The following is a 21,298-nucleotide window of genomic DNA, read 5'->3' as shown; positions in this document are numbered from 1 at the left end:
GAGCGCCACCGTGCCTCCCACCGATGCGAGCACCGGCACCGGAGCCGGGCCGGCACCTCAGCTCGGCGGAGGGGCCGAGGACACCTTGGACCTACAGCTTCCCGAGGAGCTCTTCGCGCCGTTCCGGGAGGACGAGCTGGCCTTCGCACCTCAGCGCACGGACGACGGCGCCGGCCATCTGCTGGACACCCCCGCCTGCTGGGGTCCGGCCACCACCCCGCTCGGTCCCTTCCAGCTCGTCCCCGTCCGGATCGAACGTGATCTGGCGCTGATCAGTCGCTGGATGAACGACCCTGCCGTTGCCGCGTTCTGGGAGCTGGCGGGACCCGAGTCGGTCACCGCCGGCCATCTGCGTGCCCAGCTCGACGGCGACGGACGCAGCGTCCCCTGTCTCGGCGTGCTCAGTGGCACCCCCATGAGCTACTTCGAGATCTACCGCGCCGACCTCGACCCACTGGCGCGGCACTACCCGGCCCGTCCTCATGACACCGGAATCCACCTCCTCATCGGCGGTGTCGCCGACCGCGGCCGCGGTGTCGGCTCCACTCTCCTCAGAGCCGTCGCCGAACTCGCTCTCGACAATCGACCCCGCTGTGCACGAGTCATCGCGGAACCAGACCTGCGCAACACCCCCTCCGTATCCGCCTTCCTGAGCGCCGGCTTCCGCTTCTCCGCCGAAGTCGACCTCCCTGACAAGCGAGCTGCCCTCATGGTCCGCGACCGCGCCCTTCGCAACCTGCTGTGAACGATCCGCTGCCTTACTTACACCGCTCGACCCGCATCGGTTCCACTCGAGGAGTCCCCGTGCTGAAGTCCCCTCCCACCCATGACTCCGCGGAGCCGACCGCGGTCCCGTTCACCCCGCCCGGGCTGAACCCGCAGGGCTGGGACCGGGCGGCCGGCCGTCTCCTCGCCAAGATGCTCGGTGAGTTCGCCTACGAAGAGATCATCGAGCCGGTCCCCGGCGCGGGTGACCACTACACACTCGCGATGGACGACGCATGCAGCCTGTCCTTCCGCGCCCGGCGCGGGGCATACGGAAGCTGGCGCGTCGATCCGCACTCCATCGAGCACCAGGGCCGGCGCTTCACCGACCCGCTTTCCTTCCTCGCCCGGGCGCGACGGCTCCTCGCCCTCGACGGAGCCACCCTCGGCCATCTCCTCCGCGAGCTGTCCACCACCCTCGCCTCCGACACCAGGCTCGATCACACAGCGCTGACCTCGGCCGAGCTGGCCGATCTCGGCTATGCCGAACTCGAGGGCCACCAGACCGGTCACCCGTGGCTCGTCCTCAACAAGGGCCGCATCGGTTTCTCCGCCACCGACACCGCCCTCTGGTCGCCCGAGGCCCGCAGACCCGCCCGGCTCCCGTGGATCGCGGTCAGCTCCAACCTCGCCGCCTACCGCGGTGTCCCCGGACTCGGCGCCCCCGAGGATCTGTACGTCCGTGAACTCGACCCTCCCGTACGCGAGTCCTTCACGACCACCCTGCGCGCCAGGGGCCTCGACCCCGACACGTACCTCTTCCTCCCCGTACACCCCTGGCAGTGGGACGAGGTGCTCCTGCCCCTCTTCGCGCCGGCCATCGCCCGGGGCGAGATCGTTCCGCTGCCCACCGACGGCGATCTGCGGCTGCCGCAGCAGTCCATCCGTACCTTCGCGAACCTGGACCGCGCCGACCGGCACACCGTCAAGCTGCCGCTGTCGATCCTCAACACCCTCGTCTGGCGCGGGCTCCCGACCGAACGCACCCTCGCAGCCCCCGCCGTCACCTCTTGGGTGCACGGACTGCGCGACGCCGACCCCTTCCTGCGCGACGAGTGCGGTGTGATCCTCCTCGGCGAAGTCGCCTCGGTCACCGTCGAGCACCCCCTCTACGACCACCTCGCGGAGGTGCCGTACCAGTACAAGGAACTCCTCGGCGCGATCTGGCGCGAGCCGCTCCAGCCCCGCCTCGCCCCTGGCGAGCGGGCCCGCACCCTCTCGTCGCTCCTTCACACCGACCCGCAGGGCCGCGCTTTCACCGCCGAGCTGGTCGGACGTTCCGGGCTCGACCCCACCGTCTGGCTTCAGCGTCTCTTCTCCGCACTGCTGCCGCCGCTGCTGCACTTCCTCTACCGCTACGGCACCGTCTTCTCCCCGCACGGGGAGAACGCGATCGTCGTCTACGACTCACAGGACGTCCCGGTGCGTCTCGCGATCAAGGACTTCGTCGACGATGTGAATGTCAGCGCCCGGCCGCTGCCCGAACACGACTCGATGCCCGACGACGTACGCGAGATCCTCCTCACCGAGGACCCCGCCTATCTCACTCAGTTCATCCACTCCGGGCTCTTCGTGGGTGTCTTCCGCTTCCTCGCCCCGCTCTGCGACGAGCAGCTGGGCGTACCGGAAGAGGAGTTCTTCGCGCTCGTACGGGCGGAAATCCTGCGGCACCAGGCCCGTTTTCCGGGGCTCAAGGACCGTTACGAGATGTTCGACCTGCTCACGCCCCGTATCGAGCGCCTCTGCCTCAACCGGAACCGGCTCCATCTTGACGGCTACCGTGACCGTCCCGACCGGCCCCACGCCGCCGTCCACGGCACCGTCCCCAACCCTCTGGGCCCCTCTCGATGAACGGACGCGTGACCGCGCTGTCAGTGGTGCCCCGTAGGGTGGTCGGGCTATGACGAAGCCAAACCTCCCCGAGCTCCTGCACGCCGCCGTCACCGCCGTCGGCGGCGTGGAACGGCCAGGCCAGGTCACCATGGCCGAGGCCGTCGCCGAAGCCGTCGACGACAATGCGCACCTCCTCGTCCAGGCCGGCACAGGCACCGGAAAGTCCCTCGGCTATCTGGTGCCCGCCCTGGCGCACGGCGAGCGCGTCGTGGTGGCCACGGCCACTCTGGCCCTGCAGCGCCAGCTCGTGGAGCGTGATCTTCCGCGTACGGTCGACGCACTGCACCCGCTGCTGCGTCGGCGGCCCGAGTTCGCGATGCTCAAGGGGCGTTCCAACTACCTCTGTCTGCACCGCCTGCACGAAGGCGTTCCGCAGGAAGAGGAGGACGGCCTCTTCGATCAGTTCGAAGCCGCCGCGCCCACCAGCAAGCTCGGCCAGGACCTGCTGCGGATGCGTGACTGGGCCGACGAGACCGAGACAGGAGACCGTGACGACCTCACCCCCGGAGTCTCCGACCGGGCCTGGGCGCAGGTCTCCGTTTCCTCCCGGGAGTGCCTCGGCGCGACGAAATGCGCCTACGGCGCCGAGTGCTTCGCCGAGGCGGCCCGCGAACGCGCCAAGCTCGCCGATGTCGTCGTCACCAATCACGCACTGCTGGCGATCGACGCGATCGAGGGCGCCCCGGTGCTCCCTCAGCACGAGGTGCTGATCGTGGACGAGGCCCATGAGCTGGTATCCCGGGTCACCGGTGTCGCCACCGGCGAGCTCACCCCCGGCCAGGTGAACCGGGCCGTGCGCCGCGCGGCGAAGCTGGTCAACGAGAAGGCCGCGGACTCTCTCCAGACTGCTGCCGAGACCTTCGAGCGGCTGATGGAGCTCGCGCTCCCGGGTCGTCTGGAGGAGCTCCCCGAAGATCTCGGGTACGCACTGATGGCGCTGCGCGACGCGGCCCGTACGGTCATCTCCGCCCTCGGCTCCACCCGCGACAAGTCCGTCCAGGACGAGGACGCCGTACGCAAGCAGGCCCTCGCGTCCGTCGAGAACATCCATGACGTCGCCGAGCGCATTACCCAGGGCTCCGAGTACGACGTCGTCTGGTACGAGCGCCACGACCGATTCGGCGCGTCTTTGCGAGTGGCTCCGCTCTCCGTCTCCGGGCTGCTGCGCGAGAAGCTCTTCGCCGAACGATCGGTGGTGCTGACCTCTGCCACGCTCAAGCTCGGCGGTGACTTCAATGGCGTCGGTGCCTCGCTCGGCCTCGCCCCGGAAGGCACCGAAGGCGAGGACGTCCCGCAGTGGAAGGGTCTCGACGTCGGCTCGCCCTTCGACTATCCCAAGCAGGGCATCCTCTACGTCGCCCGCCATCTGGCGACGCCAGGCCGCGAAGGCTCCCGGGGCGACATGATGGACGAGCTTGCCGATCTGGTGGAGGCGGCCGGCGGCCGTACGCTCGGCCTTTTCTCCTCCATGCGGGCCGCCCAGGCGGCGGCCGAAGAGCTGCGCGGCAGACTCGAAAAGCCGATCCTGCTCCAGGGCGAAGAGACCCTCGGCGAACTGATCAAGACCTTCGCCGCTGACCCGGAGACCTGTCTGTTCGGCACGCTCTCCCTCTGGCAGGGCGTCGATGTGCCCGGGGCCAGCTGCCAGCTGGTGGTGATGGACCGGATCCCGTTCCCACGCCCCGACGATCCGCTGATGAGCGCCCGCCAGAAGGCGGTGGAGGAGGGCGGCGGCAATGGATTCATGGCCGTCGCAGCGACGCATGCCGCCTTGCTGATGGCCCAGGGAGCGGGCCGTCTCGTCCGTGCCACGGGTGACCGGGGCGTCGTCGCCGTACTCGATCCGCGGCTCGCCAACGCCCGCTACGGCAGCTATCTGCGCGCCTCGCTGCCCGACTTCTGGTACACCACGGACCGTAATCAGGTACGTCGCTCGCTGGCCACGATCGATGCCGCCGCCAAGGCGGACGGCAAGTAGTTCCCCTGCTGAACCGCACGCACTGAACCGCCTGAACCGCACGCACTGAACCGCCTGAACCGCACATGGTGAACCGCACTCAGCCGCACTCAGACACAGCAGGGCCCCGGGACCGGCGCAGTGGGTCCCGGGGCCCGGTCAGAGCCGGCGGGTCTGTCACACCCGCCGCAGCACCGCCACCACCTTGCCGAGGATCGTCGCCTCGTCACCCGGGATGGGCTGGTACGCAGCGTTGTGCGGGAGCAGCCACACATGGCCGCTCTCCCGCTTGAACCGCTTGACGGTGGCTTCGCCGTCCAGCATCGCGGCCACGATGTCCCCGTTCTCCGCGACGGGCTGGCGTCGCACCGTAACCCAGTCCCCGTCGCAGATCGCGGCCTCGATCATCGAGTCGCCGACGACCTTCAGTACGAACAGCTCGCCGTCCCCGACCAGCTGGCGGGGGAGCGGGAAGACGTCCTCGACGGATTCCTCCGCGAGGATCGGGCCGCCTGCCGCGATCCGGCCGACGAGTGGCACGTACGACGCGGCGGGCTTGCCCGTCGTGTCCGTCGGCTGGGTGCTGGGCTGGTCGGAGCCGCGTACCTCGTACGCCCTGGGCCGGTGCGGGTCCCTGCGCAGGAAGCCCTTGCGCTCCAGCGCCATCAGTTGATGTGCGACGGATGAGGTGCTGGACAGGCCTACCGCCTGACCGATCTCGCGCATCGACGGTGGGTATCCGCGCCGCTGCACGGAGTCCCGGATCACCTCGATGACGCGCCGCTGCCGATCCGTGAGCCCGGAGCTGTCTGCCCGGATCCCTGGAGGTCGGCCGGGCAGCGAACGCGTGGGCTTGGGACCCTCCGGGGTCGTGGCTGCGTCATTCATGGCATGCACCGGCTCGAATCGGTTCTGGGAGCGGTCCTGGGCAGTGATGGTGGCACTGTCTGCGGTGGTGGTCACGTCGGCCCCTCTCGAATGGTCTCCCTCGCTGGACAACGGTAGTTGGTTTCGAAAGGTTGCGCCAAACACACGTTCGAGTGAAAAATCGCAGATCGCCTGACGCGAGCGTCTGGCTGGGTGTATGTGCGAACGATCTGTCCGCGAGGCATTTCGGGCCACTACGCTAACCTTCACCGCCGCGGCGCGGTGAGGCGGGGTGATTCCAGTCTGGCACCCGGGGGTCAGGAATCCGCGGAGCCGCGCGTCTCCCGTACTCTCGTGGCCGGTCCCGTGCCGCCCGGATGCCGCGGCGAGGCGCTCGTACGCCGCTGGCGCAGCGTTCCCGCGGCCCTCACTGTGTCGCGCGGCCATGCGCCCCGCCGCGCCCCCGCCGTGTGACACGCGCGCTGAGAGCCAAAGCGCGACCAAACCCCAGATCTAGTGGTTGGATTGTGTCTGTCGCCCAGAAGTTGTGGTCCCCGGTCCTTCAAGACCGTGGTCATCGCCTATGCTTGGAGCTGCTTCGGAGGGCTTCGATCTGCCTGTCGAGGCCATTCAGTCGTGCTGTGAAGGAGGGTTGGGAGCCATGCACTGCCCCTTCTGCAGGCACCCCGACAGCCGTGTCGTCGACAGTCGCACCACCGACGACGGAACGTCGATCCGGCGTCGTCGGCAGTGCCCCGACTGCTCCCGCCGCTTCACGACGGTGGAAACCGCCTCGCTGATGGTGATCAAGCGCAGCGGGGTGACCGAACCCTTCAGTCGTACCAAGGTCATCTCCGGCGTGCGTAAGGCGTGCCAGGGGCGGCCGGTCACCGAGGACGCCCTCGCCCAGCTCGGCCAGCGGGTCGAGGAAGCGGTCCGTGCCACCGGCAGCGCCGAGCTGACCACCCATGACGTGGGTCTGGCCATCCTCGGCCCCCTGCAGGAACTCGACCTCGTCGCGTACCTGCGCTTCGCGTCCGTGTACCGGGCTTTCGGCTCACTCGAAGACTTCGAGGCCGCCATCGCGGAACTCCGCGAGCAGCGGCCTCCCGCAGAGGAATGCGGGATCGGCGAGACCCTCGAGGTCCCCGTGCCCGCCACCGCCGCCGACTGAGCAGTACCGGCTGACCGGCTCGGGCCCGCGAAAATCCCGTCGGCCGGCAGCAGAGCGGCAAAAGACCTGTCACGGGCGCTGTGCGCGGCGCCCGAGGCATCAGACACACAATGTGCCACGGGAAGATCTGGGCACTTCAGGGCGTTTTTGCCCATGTATGGGAGGCGGCATGACAGAGACGACGAGCGGCCCGGCACGAGGGTCCCGAGCCAAGGGATCGAAGGCGAGCAAGGGTCTGCGTATCGAGCGAATCCACACCACCCCGGGCGTGCATCCGTACGACGAGGTTGTCTGGGAGCGCCGTGACGTCGTCATGACCAACTGGCGCGACGGCTCGGTCAACTTCGAGCAGCGTGGCGTCGAGTTCCCCGACTTCTGGTCGGTGAACGCGGTCAACATCGTCACCAGCAAGTACTTCCGCGGGGCCGTCGGCACCCCGCAGCGCGAGACCGGTCTCAAGCAGCTCATCGACCGGATCGTGAAGACGTATCGGAAGGCCGGCGAGGACTACAGCTACTTCGCCTCGCCCGCCGACGCCGAGATCTTCGAGCACGAGCTGGCGTACGCCCTCCTGCACCAGATCTTCAGCTTCAACTCGCCGGTGTGGTTCAACGTCGGCACGCCCCAGCCGCAGCAGGTCTCCGCCTGCTTCATCCTGGCCGTCGACGACTCCATGGAGTCGATCCTCGACTGGTACAAGGAAGAAGGCATGATCTTCAAGGGCGGCTCCGGCGCCGGCCTGAACCTCTCCCGTATCCGCTCCTCCAAGGAACTGCTCTCCTCCGGCGGCAACGCCTCCGGCCCGGTCTCCTTCATGCGTGGCGCGGACGCGTCCGCAGGAACGATCAAGTCGGGCGGCGCCACCCGCCGTGCGGCGAAGATGGTCATCCTCGACGTCGACCACCCCGACATCGAGAACTTCATCGAGACCAAGGTGAAGGAAGAGGAGAAGATCCGCGCCCTGCGTGACGCGGGCTTCGACATGGACCTGGGCGGCGACGACATCACGTCCGTCCAGTACCAGAACGCCAACAACTCGGTCCGTGTGAACGACGAGTTCATGAAGGCCGTCGAGGCCGGCGGCAAGTTCGGGCTGCGCGCCCGGATGACCGGCGATGTCATCGAAGAGGTCGACGCCAAGTCGCTCTTCCGCAAGATGGCCGAGGCCGCCTGGGCCTGCGCCGACCCCGGCATCCAGTACGACGACACGATCAACAACTGGCACACCTGCCCGGAGTCCGGCCGGATCAACGGCTCGAACCCCTGCAGCGAGTACATGCACCTGGACAACACCTCGTGCAACCTTGCCTCGCTGAACCTGATGAAGTTCCTCAAGGACGACGGCAAGGGCAACCAGTCCTTCGATGTCGAGCGCTTCGCCAAGGTCGTCGAGCTGGTCATCACCGCGATGGACATCTCCATCTGCTTCGCGGACTTCCCGACGCAGAAGATCGGCGAGAACACCCGCGCCTTCCGTCAGCTGGGCATCGGTTACGCCAACCTCGGCGCCCTGCTGATGGCCACGGGTCACGCGTACGACTCCGACGGCGGCCGTGCGCTGGCCGGCGCCATCACCTCGCTGATGACGAGTACCTCGTACAAGCGCTCCGCCGAACTTGCCGCGGTCGTCGGCCCGTACGACGGCTATGCCCGCAACGCAGAGCCGCATCAGCGGGTCATGAAGCAGCACGCCGGCGCCAACACCACGGCCGTCCACATGGACGACCTGGACTCGCCGATCTGGGCCGCCGCCACGGAGGCCTGGCAGGACGTGATCCGCCTCGGTGCGAAGAACGGCTTCCGCAACGCGCAGGCCTCGGTCATCGCGCCCACCGGCACCATCGGTCTCGCGATGTCCTGCGACACCACCGGCCTCGAGCCCGACCTCGCTCTGGTCAAGTTCAAGAAGCTGGTCGGCGGCGGCTCGATGCAGATCGTCAACGGCACGGTCCCGCAGGCGCTGCGCCGCCTGGGCTACCAGGAGGAGCAGATCGAGGCGATCGTCGATCACATCGCCGACCACGGCAATGTGATCGACGCTCCCGGCCTGAAGACCGAGCACTACGAGGTCTTCGACTGCGCCATGGGTGAGCGCTCCATCTCCGCGATGGGCCATGTCCGCATGATGGCGGCCATCCAGCCGTGGATCTCCGGCGCGCTCTCCAAGACAGTCAACCTGCCGGAGACCGCCACTGTCGAGGACGTCGAAGAGGTCTACTTCGAGGCGTGGAAGATGGGCGTCAAGGCGCTCGCGATCTACCGCGACAACTGCAAGGTCGGCCAGCCCCTCTCGGCCAAGACCAAGGAGAAGGAGAAGGCCGAGGTCACCGAGAAGGCCGAGGAGACGATCCGGGCCGCGGTCGAGAAGGTCGTCGAGTACCGCCCGGTCCGCAAGCGCCTTCCGAAGGGCCGTCCCGGCATCACCACCTCCTTCACGGTGGGCGGCGCCGAGGGCTACATGACCGCCAACTCCTACCCGGACGACGGTCTCGGCGAGGTCTTCCTGAAGATGTCGAAGCAGGGTTCCACCCTCGCCGGCATGATGGACGCCTTCTCCATCGCCGTCTCGGTCGGTCTGCAGTACGGAGTCCCGCTCGAGACGTACGTCTCGAAGTTCACCAACATGCGCTTCGAGCCGGCCGGTATGACGGACGACCCGGATGTGCGGATGGCGCAGTCGATCGTCGACTACATCTTCCGCCGCCTGGCGCTGGACTTCCTGCCCTTCGAGACCCGCTCGGCGCTCGGCATCCACTCGGCCGAGGAGCGTCAGCGTCACCTGGAGACCGGTTCGTACGAGCCCTCCGACGACGAGATGGACGTCGAGGGCCTGGCCCAGTCCGCACCGCGTCAGCAGGAGACGCTGAAGGCCGTCGCCGTCCCGAAGGCTGAGGTTCCGGCTCCGAAGCAGGCGCACACCTCGGCGGAGCTCGTCGAGATGCAGCTGGGCATCAGCGCGGACGCGCCGCTGTGCTTCTCGTGCGGGACGAAGATGCAGCGGGCCGGCTCCTGCTACATCTGCGAGGGTTGCGGCTCGACCAGCGGCTGCAGTTGATACTCCGGCGTTGGCCGGCAAGCGAATGACGGATAGAGCGGTGGCCGAGAATTCGGCCACCGCTCTATCTCGTTCGACCGTCTGCCGGAGGTGGGGTTCAGTCCAGCGCGTCGAGTGCGGCCAGGATATCGGCGGGTTCGGCACGTACGGTGTAGTCGGTCTCGACGAACGCTCAGCGGATGACGCCGGTGCGGTCGATGACATAGGTGGCGGGCAGCGGCAGGGTGCGGGCATGGCCGGCGTTGACACGCTGGAGGTCGAACCCCAGCCGGTCGTACAGGGCGCCCAGCTCGCCAGGGAGATCGAAAGCGATACCGAACTGCTTCGCGATGTCGGGCAGCCCGCGTTCCAAGGACTCGCGGACGACGGGCGGGGACTGCCCGCCGTCCGAGACTTCTTCGCTGAGCTGATTGCCGTGCGCTGCTCGGGCAAGTACGCGGGCTGGGGCTGCATGGTCGTCAATGCCCACACCGGCGCCGAACACAATGACCCCGCGGTTCGCGCCTTGCTGGACGAGCACCACCAGCAGCTGCGGGACGCGATGTGCGCCGTACTCGAAACGGCTCGCCTCCGCGGACAGCTGTCCGCGGGTGTCGCGACCGATGCTGCTGCCGAGGTGCTGGCGCTGCTCGCCTACGGCGTGAACCTGCGTTCTCGCGCCGGAGCCGACCCGGGCGTGCTCCTCCGCAGCGTCACTGCTGCCCTTGCGCCGCTCGGGCCGGGAAAATGCTCCATGTGAACAGCCGCGGTACCGAGGCTGCGCAATTTGCTGCGTCACTTGATCGAGCAGGGAGCCGACGCAATGTCGGCTCCCATGCTCTGCTCGCCGGCCCCTCCGCGCGTGTGTACGGGATGCAACGCGAGCTCAGTAAGTACTGCTGCCCATGACCTCGACGAAGGACTGCGGGTCGGCGTCGAATCCGCGGACGGCCAGCTGGAATTCCCAGTCGCCCGCCTCGCTCCGGATGAACTCCCCGACGACCGCGGCGGTGGATCCGGAGAGGGCGGCGAAGTCGTCCTTCCCCAGCTCGGTGTGCCCCTCGAGTACGCGGACGAGAGTGTTCGCTATGTCGGCGAACACCCGCCGTCCCTCCCGCTGCTGGATGACCACACCCACGACGACGCGCCCGTAGGTGGCCGCCAGCCGGTCGAACTCCAGCGTCATGACCTCGTCGGAGCCGAAGCCCTGACCGGTCTTGCTGTCCCTGGTCAGGATGATGGTGCCGTCCGGCGATCGGCTGTCGAAGTGCACGACGTACGCCGGTTCACCATGAGTGGCATCCGCCCGGTACGTCGCGGCGACGATGTCGAGATCATGCGCCGGCTCGCCCAGGGGGCTCGGATCCCACCTGAGTGTCACCTCGGCCTTCCGGACCCCTTTGTTGAGACTGCTCACCAGATTCTCCTTCCCCGTAACCCTGTAACCGCCGGGAGACTTACGTCGGTTGACCATGCTGCCATGCTCACGCTCGCGCACCACGGAGTCCTGCTTACGCTCAGTGCGGGATCATCCGCGGCGGTCGCTGTCGCACGACTTCCTCGCGGAAGGACTCGATGGCGCTGCTGACCTGACGGATCAGATGGGTGTTCTCGATCCGGTCCAGATACAAGCAGCGGCGGGCCAGGCCGTCGAGCTCGAAGGCGAAGCAGATCGACATCAGAGGATTGATGAACAGCTCGCTGCCGCGGGTGCGGGAGGTGAACTGGACGTTCCCGAAGGCGCCCTGGACCGCTGCGGCTATGGAACCGTTCACGATGCTGGGATGGTCGGGGGTGTGCGCCTGCGCGTGGGCCACGGCGTCGATGAAGAGGGCGCCCTCCCGGGTGGTGCGAGGCACGGAGAAGGCTCCGAGATACGCCCCGTCCGCTTCGAGCGCGGCGATGTTCTCCAGGACGAGGCCATGGCTCACCCCGTGGTACGCGTCGACACCGAAGCCGAGGGAAACCACCAGACGCTCGGGCAGATCGATCCCATCGAGACCATGGAGCGCCGCGACGCTGGTCAAGTCCTCCTCGGGGGTACCCAGCCCTGACTCGTCGCCGCGCATGAGGATGTCCGTACCGCCGTCCACGAGGACGACGGCATCGATCTCGTACCGTTCGATCAGCGCCCGGTAGGCGGCGCGCAGTGGCTGGACTCCGACGCGGGCGAAGGCGTGGACCGTACTGGGGTAGCCGTGCAGGGCCAGCCATTGGGCGAGTGTGCGCTCGGGGAAGTACGTCTGATGGGGCGCCGATTCGGGAGTGATCTCCGCGACGTCCGGGGCGAGCCAGGCGTCCAGTGGCAGGCCCTCGATCGCGCTGAACGACAGATTGGCCAGATGCACGTCCTTGCCCTGGTGCAGGAGGGAGAGCGCCACCGGAAGCCCGGCGTACACATCGAATCCGCCGCCCGCGCCCGCGACCAGAATGCGTTCCGCGGACTCTAGGCGAGTGAACAAAGGGTTTGTGTGCAGCGCCGTCATGACGATCATTGTGCAGGCCGGGCCGCTCGGGTCGTCGGCGATTGGACGGGGGTAGGAAGCATGACGTGGAGTAGTGAAGAACTCGATCTGGACACGTACTTGGCGCGGACCGGGTACAACGGGGCGGCGCTCGCGCCGGATCTGGAGACGCTGCGGGCGCTCATGCGGGCGCATGTCGCATCGATCCCCTTCGAGAATCTTGAAGTGGCGCTCGGCCGGAGTGTGTCGCTGGATCTGAAGAGCCTGCAGGCGAAGCTGGTCGGCCGGCGGCGCGGCGGCTACTGCTACGAGCAGAACTCCCTGTTCGCCGCCGTGCTGGAGCGGATCGGCTTCCAGGTGGCGGGGCGCGGAGCCCGCGTTCGGGCGAGTGGACCCGGACTGCGGCCGGTGACCCATGCGGTCCTGGTGGTGACGGTGGACGGCGAACCCTGGCTCGCCGACACGGGGTTCGGCGCGTCCGGCCTTCTGGAGCCGGTGCCTTTGCGGGACGGGACCGAGGTGGTGCAGGCCGGATGGACCTTCGGAATCACCCTGGAGGACGAGGGGATTCACGTACTGCGGACTCTTCGTCCCGAAGGGTGGGCCGATCTGTACGCGTTCGCTCCGCAATCGCTCTATCCCGCAGATTTCACGGTCATGAACCACTACAGCTCGAGCCATCCGCAGTCGCGATTCGTCGGTCAGGTGGTCGCGCAGCAGCCCGGCCCCGAGGTGCGTCACGCCCTTGTGCGTGACGAACTGAGCGTGTCGCGTTCGGACGGTACGCACGAGCGGCGCATAGTGTCGGCGGGTGAGCTGACGGCCGTACTGGAAGAGATATTCGGCATCCAACTGGATGCCGAGGATGCCGTGCGGCTGCGCGCACTGAGCGAGCGCAATGGGGAGCGCCAGTGACGACGGAGACTGCGTGGAGCAGCGGCGAGCTGGACCTCGCGGCGTATCTGCGGCGCACCGGCTGTACGGAGTACCAGGAGGGCGCCAAGCCCGACCTCGCCACGCTGCGTGCCGTCCACCGGGCGCATGCGGCCGCGATTACCTTCGAGGATCTGGACATCGTGCTCGGCCGGCCGATCCCCCTGGATATCGCGTCTCTCCAGGCGAAGCTGGTCGGCCGACGGCGCGGCGGCTACTGCTACGAGCAGAATCTGCTGTTCGCGGCCGTGCTGGAGCGGATCGGTTTCGCCGTGACGGGACTTGGCGCCCGGGTCAGGATGGGCGAGACGAAACACCGGCCCGTCACGCACATGACGCTGAGGGTCGAGGCCGACGGTGAGCCGTGGCTCTGTGACGTCGGGTTCGGCGGGGAAGGGCTGTGGGAGCCGATGCCGCTGCGTGACGGCGTCGAAGTGCGCCAGGGAGGGTGGACGTTCGCCATCGCGCGCGAGGGCAAGGGGGTCAGGGCACTGCGCTCGCTGCATCCGGACGGCTGGTTCGATCTGTACGGCTTCACGCTGGAGGAGCGTTTCCCCGTCGACTACGCCGTGATGAACCACTACATGTCGACGCATCCGCGCTCGCCCTTCATCGCGCGGGCCGTGGTGCAGCAGACGGGAGAGGGCGTACGCCACAGCTTGGCGGGCACGCGGCTGTCGACCGCGCGCCCCGATGCCCCCGAGACGGAACGGCAGGTTCCGGCAGGGGAGTTGCCCAAGGTACTCGCCGATGTGTTTGGGATCGAACTGGACGCAGAGGAGTCGGCCGAGCTGATACGGGTGCACTCTGCCCGAGAGTGACCGGGGGCCACGCTCCGCGCCGTACGATGGCGCGGTGCTGGTCAAGTGGATTCGCTGCACCGTGGTGGACCGTCGAGGGTTCGAGCGGGGGCAGCGGAAGTGGGCGGGGCTGCTGGGTGAGCCGGGATTCCGGGGACAGGGCGGTGGGTGGAGCAGGGGGCGGCCGCATGTCGCCCATGTATTCGCGTTCTGGGAGAGCCGGGCGTTCTACGACTCGTTCATGGCGCGCTCCCACGACCGGCTCGCGGCCGGCCAGTCGGGGACGTACAAGGACATACAGGTCAAGCTCTTCGACTACCGCTTCGATGTGAAGACGGGGTTCGAGCCGCGGTTCACGGACGCCGACGTGGTGCGGGTCGCGCACTGCCGGGTGCACGAGGACCGGGTCGAGCACTACGCCCTGATGCAGGAGAAGGTGTGGAACCCGGCGATGGCCGGGTCGCCGGGGATGCTGCGCGGGGTGTTCGGTGAGGCGCCGGGGAGCGAGTTCCTGGTGATGTCGATGTGGCGGTCGGAGGCGGAGCACGGGAAGTACCGGAGGGAGCGGGTGGAGCGGCTGCTGCTGCGCGCGCAGACCGAGGCGGATGTCGCGGCGCTGGCCGGAGATGTGGTGCAGCTCGAACCGTCCTGGACGGTCTGAGTCCGGCTGTCGGCCTGCCCGTGGAACTTGCCGGATACGCCGTCGGAACCCGTCCCGAATACTCGGCCGGGTCCGGACCGAACTACTGTCAAGACATGGCACGACCGCAACGCATCGTTCTCGTCCGGCACGGCGAGTCGGAGGGGAACGCCGATGACACCGTGTACGAACGCGTGCCCGACCATGCGCTGCGGCTGACCGCGACCGGCCGGGCCCAGGCCGAGGCGACGGGTGCGCGCCTGCGTGAGCTGTTCGGACGCGAGACCGTCAGCGTCTATGTCTCGCCCTACCGCCGCACCCATGAGACCCTCCGGGCGTTCGCCCTGGACCCGGAGCTGGTGCGGGTCAGGGAGGAGTCACGGCTGCGCGAGCAGGACTGGGGGAACTGGCAGGACAGGGAGGACGTACGGCTGCAGAAGGCCTACCGGGACGCCTACGGCCACTTCTTCTACCGCTTCGCCCAGGGCGAGTCGGGGGCGGATGTGTACGACCGGGTGGGGGCGTTCCTGGAGAGCCTGCACCGGAGCTTTGAGGCGCCGGACCACCCGCCGAACGTGCTCCTGGTCACGCACGGACTGACCATGAGGCTGTTCTGTATGCGGTGGTTCCACTGGTCGGTGGCGGAGTTCGAGTCGCTGTCCAACCCGGACAACGCCGAGCCCCGGATTCTGCAGCTCGGCGACGACGGGCGCTACACACTGGACCGGCCGTTCGAACGCTGGCGGACCCCCGAGCCGTACGGCGTCACCGGATAGAGTGGCAGGAAGATGACCGACGACTCCTCTCGCGACCGGCGCTTCGAACGCGCCCTGGACAGCCTGCGCGGACTGTCCGTGGGAGACGCCTTGGGCTCCCAGTTCTTCGTACCCGCGAACTATCCCCTGCTGAAGCGGCGCGAGCTGCCGCCAGGTCCCTGGCAGTGGACCGACGACACCGAGATGGCCTGCTCGGTACTGACCGTGCTCGCGGACCACCATCGGGTGGACCAGGACGCGCTCGCCCGGTCCTTCGCCGAGCACCATGACTTCGACCGCGGCTACGGCCCAGCGGTCAACCGGATGCTCCGGCTGATCAGGGAGGGCGGCGACTGGCGGGAGCTGGCCGCCGAGCTCTTCAAGGGCCAGGGCTCGTGGGGCAACGGCTCGGCGATGCGTATCGCACCGCTCGGCGCCTGGTACGCCGGCGACCCGGAACAGGCCACCCACCAGGCCGAAATCTCCTCGTACACCACGCACCAGCATCGTGAGGCCGTCGTCGGCGCCATGGCCGTCGCGGCGGCCGCCGCGCTCGTCGCGGATCCCGCAGGCCCGCCCGGGCCCGCGGACCTGCTCGACGGAGTCGTCGCGCTCGTGCCGCGCAGCGCGGTGGGAGCCGGTCTGCGCCGGGCGCGGGACATGCTCGACTACGAGGATGCCGGGACGGTCGCCGCCGTCCTCGGCAGCGGTCGGCGCACCAGTGCGCACGACACAGTGCCGTTCGCCCTGTGGTCCGCGGCCCGCTCACTCGGCGACTTCGAGCGGGTCTTCTGGACGACCGCACAAGTGGGCGGGGACGTCGACACCACGTGCGCCATCGCCTGTGGAGTAGTGGCAGCGGGCAAGGCGGGGCAGCCGTCGGCCGACTGGCTGGAGCAGACCGAAGCGCTTCCGGAGTGGGTGCCCGGCCGGGCACGCTGAGCTGCTGCCGCCGGGCCGTTGACCACCACCGGCGCGGCCCGACGGTCACGGTCCGGCCTCGGGCGCGCATACGGGGCGTCGATCGGGCGTGCCGGAGCTAACCTGTCCGACACGCCGCCGCGTTGATCATCACGGGCGGGCGCAGACGAGACGCCGGGTCGTACGCACCGTCCTGCCGACGTGCGCTGCGCCCGGTTGGGAGGGGGTCCCGTGTCAGACGTACGCGACACACCGCCGTCGGCTTCCGAGCCCGGTCCGGGCGCGGAGCCGAGGGTTCCGGTCGCGGCGCCGAAGCAGGCGCCGAAGCAGGTGAAGGCCGATCCGTACAGGCCGCCACCCCGGTGGCAGCAGTGGCAGTCCAACGAGCCGGCTGCCTGGCTCGTGCGGGTACGCCCCCGCCCGCCGGCCGGCGTGCGGGTCGCCACGCTCTGGTCGGCCCTGGCCACGGCCGTTCTCAGCGCATTTCTGCTGGGCGACGGGGCAGGTCTGAACCTGCTGATCGTGGCGGTGCCCGCTGCCCTCGGCGCCTACTTCGCAGCCCGCACGGCCGGTCGCCGACTCCGTCCCTGGACCTGTGTGTGGGCGGTCGGCGGGGTGGTGCTGCTGGCGGTTCCCGTACTGAGGGACGCAGGCTGGCCGACGTTCCTTGCCGTCGTCTCCGCGCTGGCGGCCGGGTCCCTCGCTCTGCACGGCGGCCGCACCTGGCCGGGCGTACTGCTCGGCTCGCTCGGACTGTTGGGCGCGATCGGTTCCGGCATGGCTTGGGGAGCGCAGGGACTGCGCGAGCGGGCGGGCAGCTCGCGCGGCCGCTGGGGCCCCGTGGTGCGTACGACAGCGGTCGCGGCGGTGCTGCTGATCGTTTTCGGCGCGCTCTTCGCGGGCGCCGACGCGGCCTTCGCCGATCTGCTCGGCGGGCTGATCCCGGACGTCTCGGTGGCCGACGGCCCCTGGCGCTTCCTCCTCTTTCTGCTCGGTCTGGTCGGAGCGCTAGCCGCCGCACACACCGCCGCCGCTCCGGTGCGCTGGGACCGTTTCGATGTGCGTCCCGGCCGGGCCCGCGCCCGCTGGGAGTGGGCGCTGCCGCTCATCGTGCTCAATCTGCTCTTCGCCGCCTTCATCGCCGTCCAGCTCGCCGTTCTCTTCGGCGGCTACGACAAGGTGTTGCGCGAGACCGGACTGACGTACGCGGAGTACGCGCGGCAGGGCTTCTGGCAGCTGCTCTGGGCCACCCTGCTCACGCTGCTCGTGATCGCGCTCGCGCTGCGCTGGGCCCCCCGCGCCGGTGCCCGCGACCGCGCGCTGGTCCATGTCGTCCTTGGCGCACTCTGTGTGCTCACCCTGGTCGTGGTCGCCTCGGCGCTGCGCCGGATGGATCTGTACGTCGCCGCGTACGGGCTGACGCGGCTACGGGTGTCGGTGGCGGCGATGGAACTGTGGCTCGGCCTGGTGATCGTCCTGATCATGGCGGCGGGGATATTCGGCGTGAAGTGGCTGCCACGCGCCGTCGCGGTGAGCGGCGCGGTAGCCGTGCTCGTTTTCGGCCTGCTCTCCCCGGACGGAATGGTCGCCGACCGGAACGTACAGCGTTACGAGAGCACCGGAAAGTTCGACGTCGAGTACTTTCAGGAGCTGTCGGCGGATGCCGTACCTGCCCTCGACAGGCTGCCGGAGCCGCTGCGCTCCTGCGCACTGAAGGGCATCGCGGCGAACCTCGAGGGCAGGCACAAGCCCTGGTACGCGTCCAGTTGGGGCGAGTGGCGGGCGCGGAAGATCCTGGCGGAGCGGAAGGTCGACACCTTCAGGTATGCCTGCGGGAATCAGGGGATTCCCGGTGCGGGGCGCGATCAGTACGACGAGGACGCCCAGTTCGGCGAGGAGGGCGAGATCAGCCCGTCCGACGTGCCGTGAGACTCCTTGCTGACGGAGGCTGAGGTACGGGTCGTGCCCCCCGCGCACGGCCCGTACCCCCGATCAATGTGGCGGATCTACGCGGCTGGGCCGCCCGCGCCCGCCGCCCCGCTGAGCGCCTCCAGGTCGCTCTTGCGTACGCGGATGATGAACACCGCGGTCAACACGGCGAGTCCGACCAGACCAACGCCGGCCCAGAAAGCCGTCGCGATGCCTTCGGCGAGCACCTGGTGCCCCCACGGCGGGGGCAGTTCGTGCGTCCTGGCGAAGACTTCCTTCTGCGCAGGGGTCGAATCCGCGAGGAACGACGGCAGTTGCCGTTCGGCCTCGGCGCGGCTGGCGGTGCTGAAGACGGTCATGAGAATCGACAGCCCCAGGGAACCACCCACCATCTGCGTGGCGTTGAGCAGACTGGAAGCCGCACCCGATTCGTGCTGCGCCACGCCCGAGACCGCCGTGAGTGTCGCTGTCACGAACACCAGACCCATGCCGAAGCCGAAGAGCAGCATCGGACCGAGCACCCCGCCCGCATATGAGCTGCCGGGATCGAGCGCGGTCAGCCACGCTATGCCGCTGCCGGTGAGCACCGCGCCCGCCGCCAGGAACGGTTTGGGACCGAGCACCGGCAGCAGCTTCGAGGAGATTCCGGCCGCCGTCACGATCATCACCGTGACCGGCAGGAACGCGAGACCGGAGTTGATAGGGCTGTAGTCCAGCACGTTCTGTACGAACAGGACGATGAAGAAGAACATGCCGAACATCGCAGCGGCGAGGCTCATCATGATCAGATACGTGCCCGAGCGGTTGCGGTCGGCGAACATCCGTAGCGGAGTGATCGGTTCCCGCGCCCGCCGCTCGGTCAGCACGAAGGCGGTGAGAAGCACGATCGCCGCGGCGAACGAGGAGAGGGTGAGTCCGTCGCTCCAGCCGTCCTCGGCGGCCCGGATGAAGCCGTAGACCAGGGACGCCATGCCCGCGGTCGAGGTGAGCGCGCCCGCGATGTCGAACCGGCCGGAGTGCGGCTCGGACTCATTGATGAAAACCGGAGCGAGCACCGCGATCAGGATTCCGATCGGCAGATTGACGTAGAACACCCAGCGCCAGTTCAACCACTCGGTGAGCATGCCGCCGGCGAGCAGGCCGATGGCCGCGCCGCTGGCCGAGACCGCAGCGAAGATGCCGAACGCGCGGTTGCGCTCGGGGCCTTCGCGGAAGGTCGTGGTGATGAGAGCGAGTGCCGTGGGCGAGGCGATGGCGCCGCCGACGCCCTGGAGCGCGCGGGCCGCGAGCATCTGCCAGGGCTCCTGCGCGACGCCGCACAGCAGTGAGGCGAAGGTGAAGAGGAGCACACCGAAGACAAACACCCGTCGGCGGCCGAGGATGTCGCCCGCCCGGCCGCCGAGCAGCAGCAGCCCGCCGAAGGTGAGGGTGTACGCGTTGACCACCCAGGAGAGCTGGGTCGTGCTGAACTCGAGAGCCTCTTGGATGTGCGGGAGCGCGATATTCACAATCGTGGTGTCGAGGACCACCATGAGCTGCAGCGCGGCAATGACGGCCAGAGCTATCCCGGGGCGTCCCTGTCTGCGGGCCGCTCCCGGTTTGCTTGGAGCAGTTAATTGAGAGGTTGTCACTATGGTCCCCCACAAGTGAGTTAGTGAACGCAGCCGTTCACTGTCCTGTCAACCGTAGAGAGTCCCCCTCAGTGAACGCAAGCGTTCACTGCAGCTCCTGTCCCCAACGGAGAGAAGAACATGGCCAATTCGCGCTGGACTGCAGCCGCTGAGACGCCCCCGGTCTCGCTGCGCCGTCGAGGGCCCGTGCTGGAACGCGCGATCCTCGAGGCCGCTCTGGAGCAGTTGAGTACGGTCGGCTGGAGCGGGCTCACCATGGAGGGCGTCGCCGCCGGGGCCCAGACCGGCAAGGCCGCCGTCTACCGGCGCTGGCCGTCGAAGGAGGATCTCGTCGCGGACGCCCTGCAGGCCGGGCTGCCGGTACTCGACGAGGCCGCCGATCACGGCAGCATCCGCGAGGACCTCTTTCAGCTCTGCCGGCAGGTGCGCGACGCGATGTACTCCAGGTCCGGCTTTGCGTTCCGCTCGGTGCTTTACGAGTGCGACAGCTCCACCGCCGAGCGCTTCCACGGGGTGATCGTGCGCCGTGTGGTCGAGCCGGCGAACCAGCTCTACCGGGAGGTGGTGCGGCGTGGGGTGACACGCGGCGACGTCCGCGCCGACGCGATCGGTGAGCTGGTTTTCGATGTGATTCCGGGTCTGATGATGTACCGGTCCAAGGTGTGCGGCAGCGAATGGCCGGACGAGGACATCGCCGAAATGATCGATCAGATCATGGTGCCGCTGCTACGCCCGGGCACCGGCTGATCGCAGGCCCGCAGCCTCTGAGCGCAATCCGGTTGTCGCCCGGCGGCGTCCGGCGGCGTACGCTTGCTGGCGCCATGCCGTACGAACCACCCACCCACACAGTCGAGCGCTCAATCCGAGCCACCACCGGCGCCAAGATCGTCGCAGGTGTCGACGAGGTTGGACGCGGGGCGTGGGCCGGTCCGGTCACGGTGTGCGCGGCGGTCACCGGACTGCGCAGACCGCCCCCCGGGCTGACCGATTCCAAACTGATCAGCCCGAAGCGCCGTACGGAACTGGCCGGGCGGCTGGAACAGTGGGTCACGTCGCATGCCCTGGGGCACGCGTCCCCGGAGGAAATCGACGAACTGGGGATGACCGCGGCGCTGCGGCTGGCTGCCGTCCGTGCGCTGGATGCGCTTCCGGTCCGTCCGGACGCCATCATCCTCGACGGTAAGCACAACTACCTGGGTTTGCCCTGGCAGGTTCGTACGGTCATCAAGGGCGACCAGTCCTGCGTCGCCGTCGCGGCCGCTTCGGTGATCGCCAAGGTGCGCAGGGATGCGATGATGGCCGAACTGCAGGGGGAGTTCGGCGACTTCGGCTTCGCCGCCAACGCCGGCTACCCCTCGCCCGTGCACAAGGCGGCGCTCGAGGAGTGGGGTCCCACCCCCTACCACCGGCTCTCGTGGTCGTATCTCGACGCGCTGCCCCAGTGGCGGCACCTCAAGAAGGTCCGCGTCTCCGCCGAGGCGGCCGCACTGGAAAGCGGGGGCCAGCTCGGCTTCGAATTCTGAACTCGCCCTCC

The 21,298-nt window shown here is 68.5% G+C and carries 18 protein-coding genes and 1 pseudogene; 14 read left to right on the top strand and 5 right to left on the bottom strand.

What is annotated here, in order from left to right; translation table 11 throughout:
* Positions 1-10: 10 nt before the first annotated feature.
* The 3 genes from AB0D12_RS28905 (at position 11) to AB0D12_RS28895 (ending at position 4,636) form a co-directional block, all read left to right on the top strand.
* Positions 11-745 carry a GNAT family N-acetyltransferase gene (locus AB0D12_RS28905; protein WP_362688910.1) on the top strand — a complete coding sequence of 245 codons (735 nt, stop codon included), beginning with the start codon at positions 11-13 and terminating at the stop codon, positions 743-745.
* Positions 746-807: 62 nt separating this feature from the next.
* Positions 808-2,616, top strand: coding sequence for an IucA/IucC family siderophore biosynthesis protein (locus AB0D12_RS28900; RefSeq protein ID WP_362689030.1), 1,809 nt, complete (start codon positions 808-810; stop codon positions 2,614-2,616).
* Positions 2,617-2,665: 49 nt separating this feature from the next.
* Entirely contained in the window at positions 2,666-4,636 is a 1,971-nt protein-coding gene (locus AB0D12_RS28895; RefSeq protein WP_362688907.1) for an ATP-dependent DNA helicase, read from the top strand.
* 156 nt (positions 4,637-4,792) lie between these two features.
* On the opposite strand, the gene lexA is transcribed toward AB0D12_RS28895, so the two are convergent.
* A complete protein-coding gene (gene lexA, locus AB0D12_RS28890) occupies positions 4,793-5,578 on the bottom strand; it encodes a transcriptional repressor LexA (protein ID WP_326653047.1) in 786 nt (261 codons plus the stop codon).
* 565 nt (positions 5,579-6,143) lie between these two features.
* Between lexA and nrdR the strand changes: the two genes are divergently transcribed.
* Both nrdR and AB0D12_RS28880 read left to right on the top strand, forming a co-directional pair.
* On the top strand, positions 6,144-6,656 hold the full coding sequence (nrdR, locus tag AB0D12_RS28885; protein WP_362688903.1) for a transcriptional regulator NrdR: 513 nt from the start codon (positions 6,144-6,146) through the stop codon (positions 6,654-6,656).
* Between the two features lie 169 nt (positions 6,657-6,825).
* Positions 6,826-9,711: a vitamin B12-dependent ribonucleotide reductase gene (locus tag AB0D12_RS28880; protein ID WP_362688900.1), complete on the top strand. Its 2,886-nt coding sequence runs from the start codon at positions 6,826-6,828 to the stop codon at positions 9,709-9,711.
* A 97-nt stretch (positions 9,712-9,808) separates the two neighbouring features.
* On the opposite strand, the pseudogene AB0D12_RS28875 reads toward AB0D12_RS28880, so the two are convergent.
* Positions 9,809-10,045, bottom strand: a pseudogene (locus tag AB0D12_RS28875) (AhpC/TSA family protein); the annotation flags it as partial.
* On the opposite strand from AB0D12_RS28875, the gene AB0D12_RS28870 reads away from it, so the two are divergent.
* Entirely contained in the window at positions 9,944-10,450 is a 507-nt protein-coding gene (locus tag AB0D12_RS28870) for a hypothetical protein (RefSeq protein ID WP_362688897.1), read from the top strand. The pseudogene AB0D12_RS28875 and the gene AB0D12_RS28870 sit on opposite strands and share 102 nt — an antisense overlap.
* A 126-nt stretch (positions 10,451-10,576) precedes the next feature.
* On the opposite strand, the gene AB0D12_RS28865 is transcribed toward AB0D12_RS28870, so the two are convergent.
* Positions 10,577-11,107, bottom strand: a complete 531-nt coding sequence (locus tag AB0D12_RS28865) for a TerD family protein (RefSeq protein WP_362688894.1) — start codon at positions 11,105-11,107, stop codon at positions 10,577-10,579.
* Positions 11,108-11,207: 100 nt separating this feature from the next.
* Positions 11,208-12,176: a DUF1152 domain-containing protein gene (locus AB0D12_RS28860; RefSeq protein WP_362688891.1), complete on the bottom strand. Its 969-nt coding sequence runs from the start codon at positions 12,174-12,176 to the stop codon at positions 11,208-11,210.
* A 60-nt stretch (positions 12,177-12,236) separates the two neighbouring features.
* On the opposite strand from AB0D12_RS28860, the gene AB0D12_RS28855 reads away from it, so the two are divergent.
* The 6 genes from AB0D12_RS28855 (at position 12,237) to AB0D12_RS28830 (ending at position 18,133) form a co-directional block, all read left to right on the top strand.
* Positions 12,237-13,070, top strand: coding sequence for an arylamine N-acetyltransferase (locus AB0D12_RS28855; protein WP_362688888.1), 834 nt, complete (start codon positions 12,237-12,239; stop codon positions 13,068-13,070).
* Positions 13,067-13,909 (top strand): arylamine N-acetyltransferase, encoded by an 843-nt coding sequence (locus tag AB0D12_RS28850; protein ID WP_362688885.1) that lies wholly within the window; start codon positions 13,067-13,069, stop codon positions 13,907-13,909. Before AB0D12_RS28855 ends, AB0D12_RS28850 begins: the two co-directional genes overlap by 4 nt.
* A 34-nt stretch (positions 13,910-13,943) precedes the next feature.
* The gene (locus tag AB0D12_RS28845; protein ID WP_362688882.1) at positions 13,944-14,549 is read left to right on the top strand and encodes a YdbC family protein; all 606 of its coding nucleotides are present in this window, start codon (positions 13,944-13,946) and stop codon (positions 14,547-14,549) included.
* A gap of 95 nt (positions 14,550-14,644) precedes the next feature.
* The gene (locus tag AB0D12_RS28840; RefSeq protein WP_327326489.1) at positions 14,645-15,304 is read left to right on the top strand and encodes a histidine phosphatase family protein; all 660 of its coding nucleotides are present in this window, start codon (positions 14,645-14,647) and stop codon (positions 15,302-15,304) included.
* Between the two features lie 12 nt (positions 15,305-15,316).
* Positions 15,317-16,225 (top strand): ADP-ribosylglycohydrolase family protein, encoded by a 909-nt coding sequence (locus AB0D12_RS28835; protein WP_362688878.1) that lies wholly within the window; start codon positions 15,317-15,319, stop codon positions 16,223-16,225.
* 210 nt (positions 16,226-16,435) lie between these two features.
* Complete coding sequence (locus tag AB0D12_RS28830) at positions 16,436-18,133, top strand: DUF4173 domain-containing protein (protein ID WP_362688875.1); 1,698 nt, start codon at positions 16,436-16,438, stop codon at positions 18,131-18,133.
* A gap of 77 nt (positions 18,134-18,210) precedes the next feature.
* Here the strand turns inward: AB0D12_RS28830 and AB0D12_RS28825 are convergent, their stop codons facing one another.
* Positions 18,211-19,764, bottom strand: a complete 1,554-nt coding sequence (locus tag AB0D12_RS28825; protein ID WP_362688872.1) for an MFS transporter — start codon at positions 19,762-19,764, stop codon at positions 18,211-18,213.
* Between the two features lie 120 nt (positions 19,765-19,884).
* Here AB0D12_RS28825 and AB0D12_RS28820 point away from each other — a divergent pair, with 120 nt between their 5' ends.
* Together AB0D12_RS28820 and AB0D12_RS28815 are read left to right on the top strand one after the other, a co-directional pair.
* Positions 19,885-20,511 carry a TetR/AcrR family transcriptional regulator gene (locus AB0D12_RS28820; RefSeq protein ID WP_362688869.1) on the top strand — a complete coding sequence of 209 codons (627 nt, stop codon included), beginning with the start codon at positions 19,885-19,887 and terminating at the stop codon, positions 20,509-20,511.
* 74 nt (positions 20,512-20,585) lie between these two features.
* Complete coding sequence (locus tag AB0D12_RS28815; RefSeq protein ID WP_362688866.1) at positions 20,586-21,287, top strand: ribonuclease HII; 702 nt, start codon at positions 20,586-20,588, stop codon at positions 21,285-21,287.
* Positions 21,288-21,298: the final 11 nt, after the last annotated feature.

It is taken from the genome of Streptomyces sp. NPDC048479 (genome assembly GCF_040651435.1).
Taxonomy (GTDB): Bacteria; Actinomycetota; Actinomycetes; order Streptomycetales; family Streptomycetaceae; genus Streptomyces.
The sequence above is the reverse complement of the archived record's forward strand: the minus strand, read 5'-3'. Positions and strand labels throughout refer to the sequence as shown.

Bases quoted from the DNA above. Each gene is read 5' to 3' on its own strand.
- AB0D12_RS28895 (WP_362688907.1), top strand. From the start codon at position 2,666: ATGACGAAGCCAAACCTCCCCGAGCTCCTGCACGCCGCCGTCACCGCC.
- nrdR (WP_362688903.1), top strand. From the start codon at position 6,144: ATGCACTGCCCCTTCTGCAGGCACCCCGACAGCCGTGTCGTCGACAGT.
- AB0D12_RS28880 (WP_362688900.1), top strand. From the start codon at position 6,826: ATGACAGAGACGACGAGCGGCCCGGCACGAGGGTCCCGAGCCAAGGGA.
- AB0D12_RS28870 (WP_362688897.1), top strand. From the start codon at position 9,944: ATGGCCGGCGTTGACACGCTGGAGGTCGAACCCCAGCCGGTCGTACAG.
- AB0D12_RS28860 (WP_362688891.1), bottom strand. From the start codon at position 12,176: ATGACGGCGCTGCACACAAACCCTTTGTTCACTCGCCTAGAGTCCGCG.
- AB0D12_RS28855 (WP_362688888.1), top strand. From the start codon at position 12,237: ATGACGTGGAGTAGTGAAGAACTCGATCTGGACACGTACTTGGCGCGG.
- AB0D12_RS28840 (WP_327326489.1), top strand. From the start codon at position 14,645: ATGGCACGACCGCAACGCATCGTTCTCGTCCGGCACGGCGAGTCGGAG.
- AB0D12_RS28835 (WP_362688878.1), top strand. From the start codon at position 15,317: ATGACCGACGACTCCTCTCGCGACCGGCGCTTCGAACGCGCCCTGGAC.
- AB0D12_RS28820 (WP_362688869.1), top strand. From the start codon at position 19,885: ATGGCCAATTCGCGCTGGACTGCAGCCGCTGAGACGCCCCCGGTCTCG.
- AB0D12_RS28815 (WP_362688866.1), top strand. From the start codon at position 20,586: ATGCCGTACGAACCACCCACCCACACAGTCGAGCGCTCAATCCGAGCC.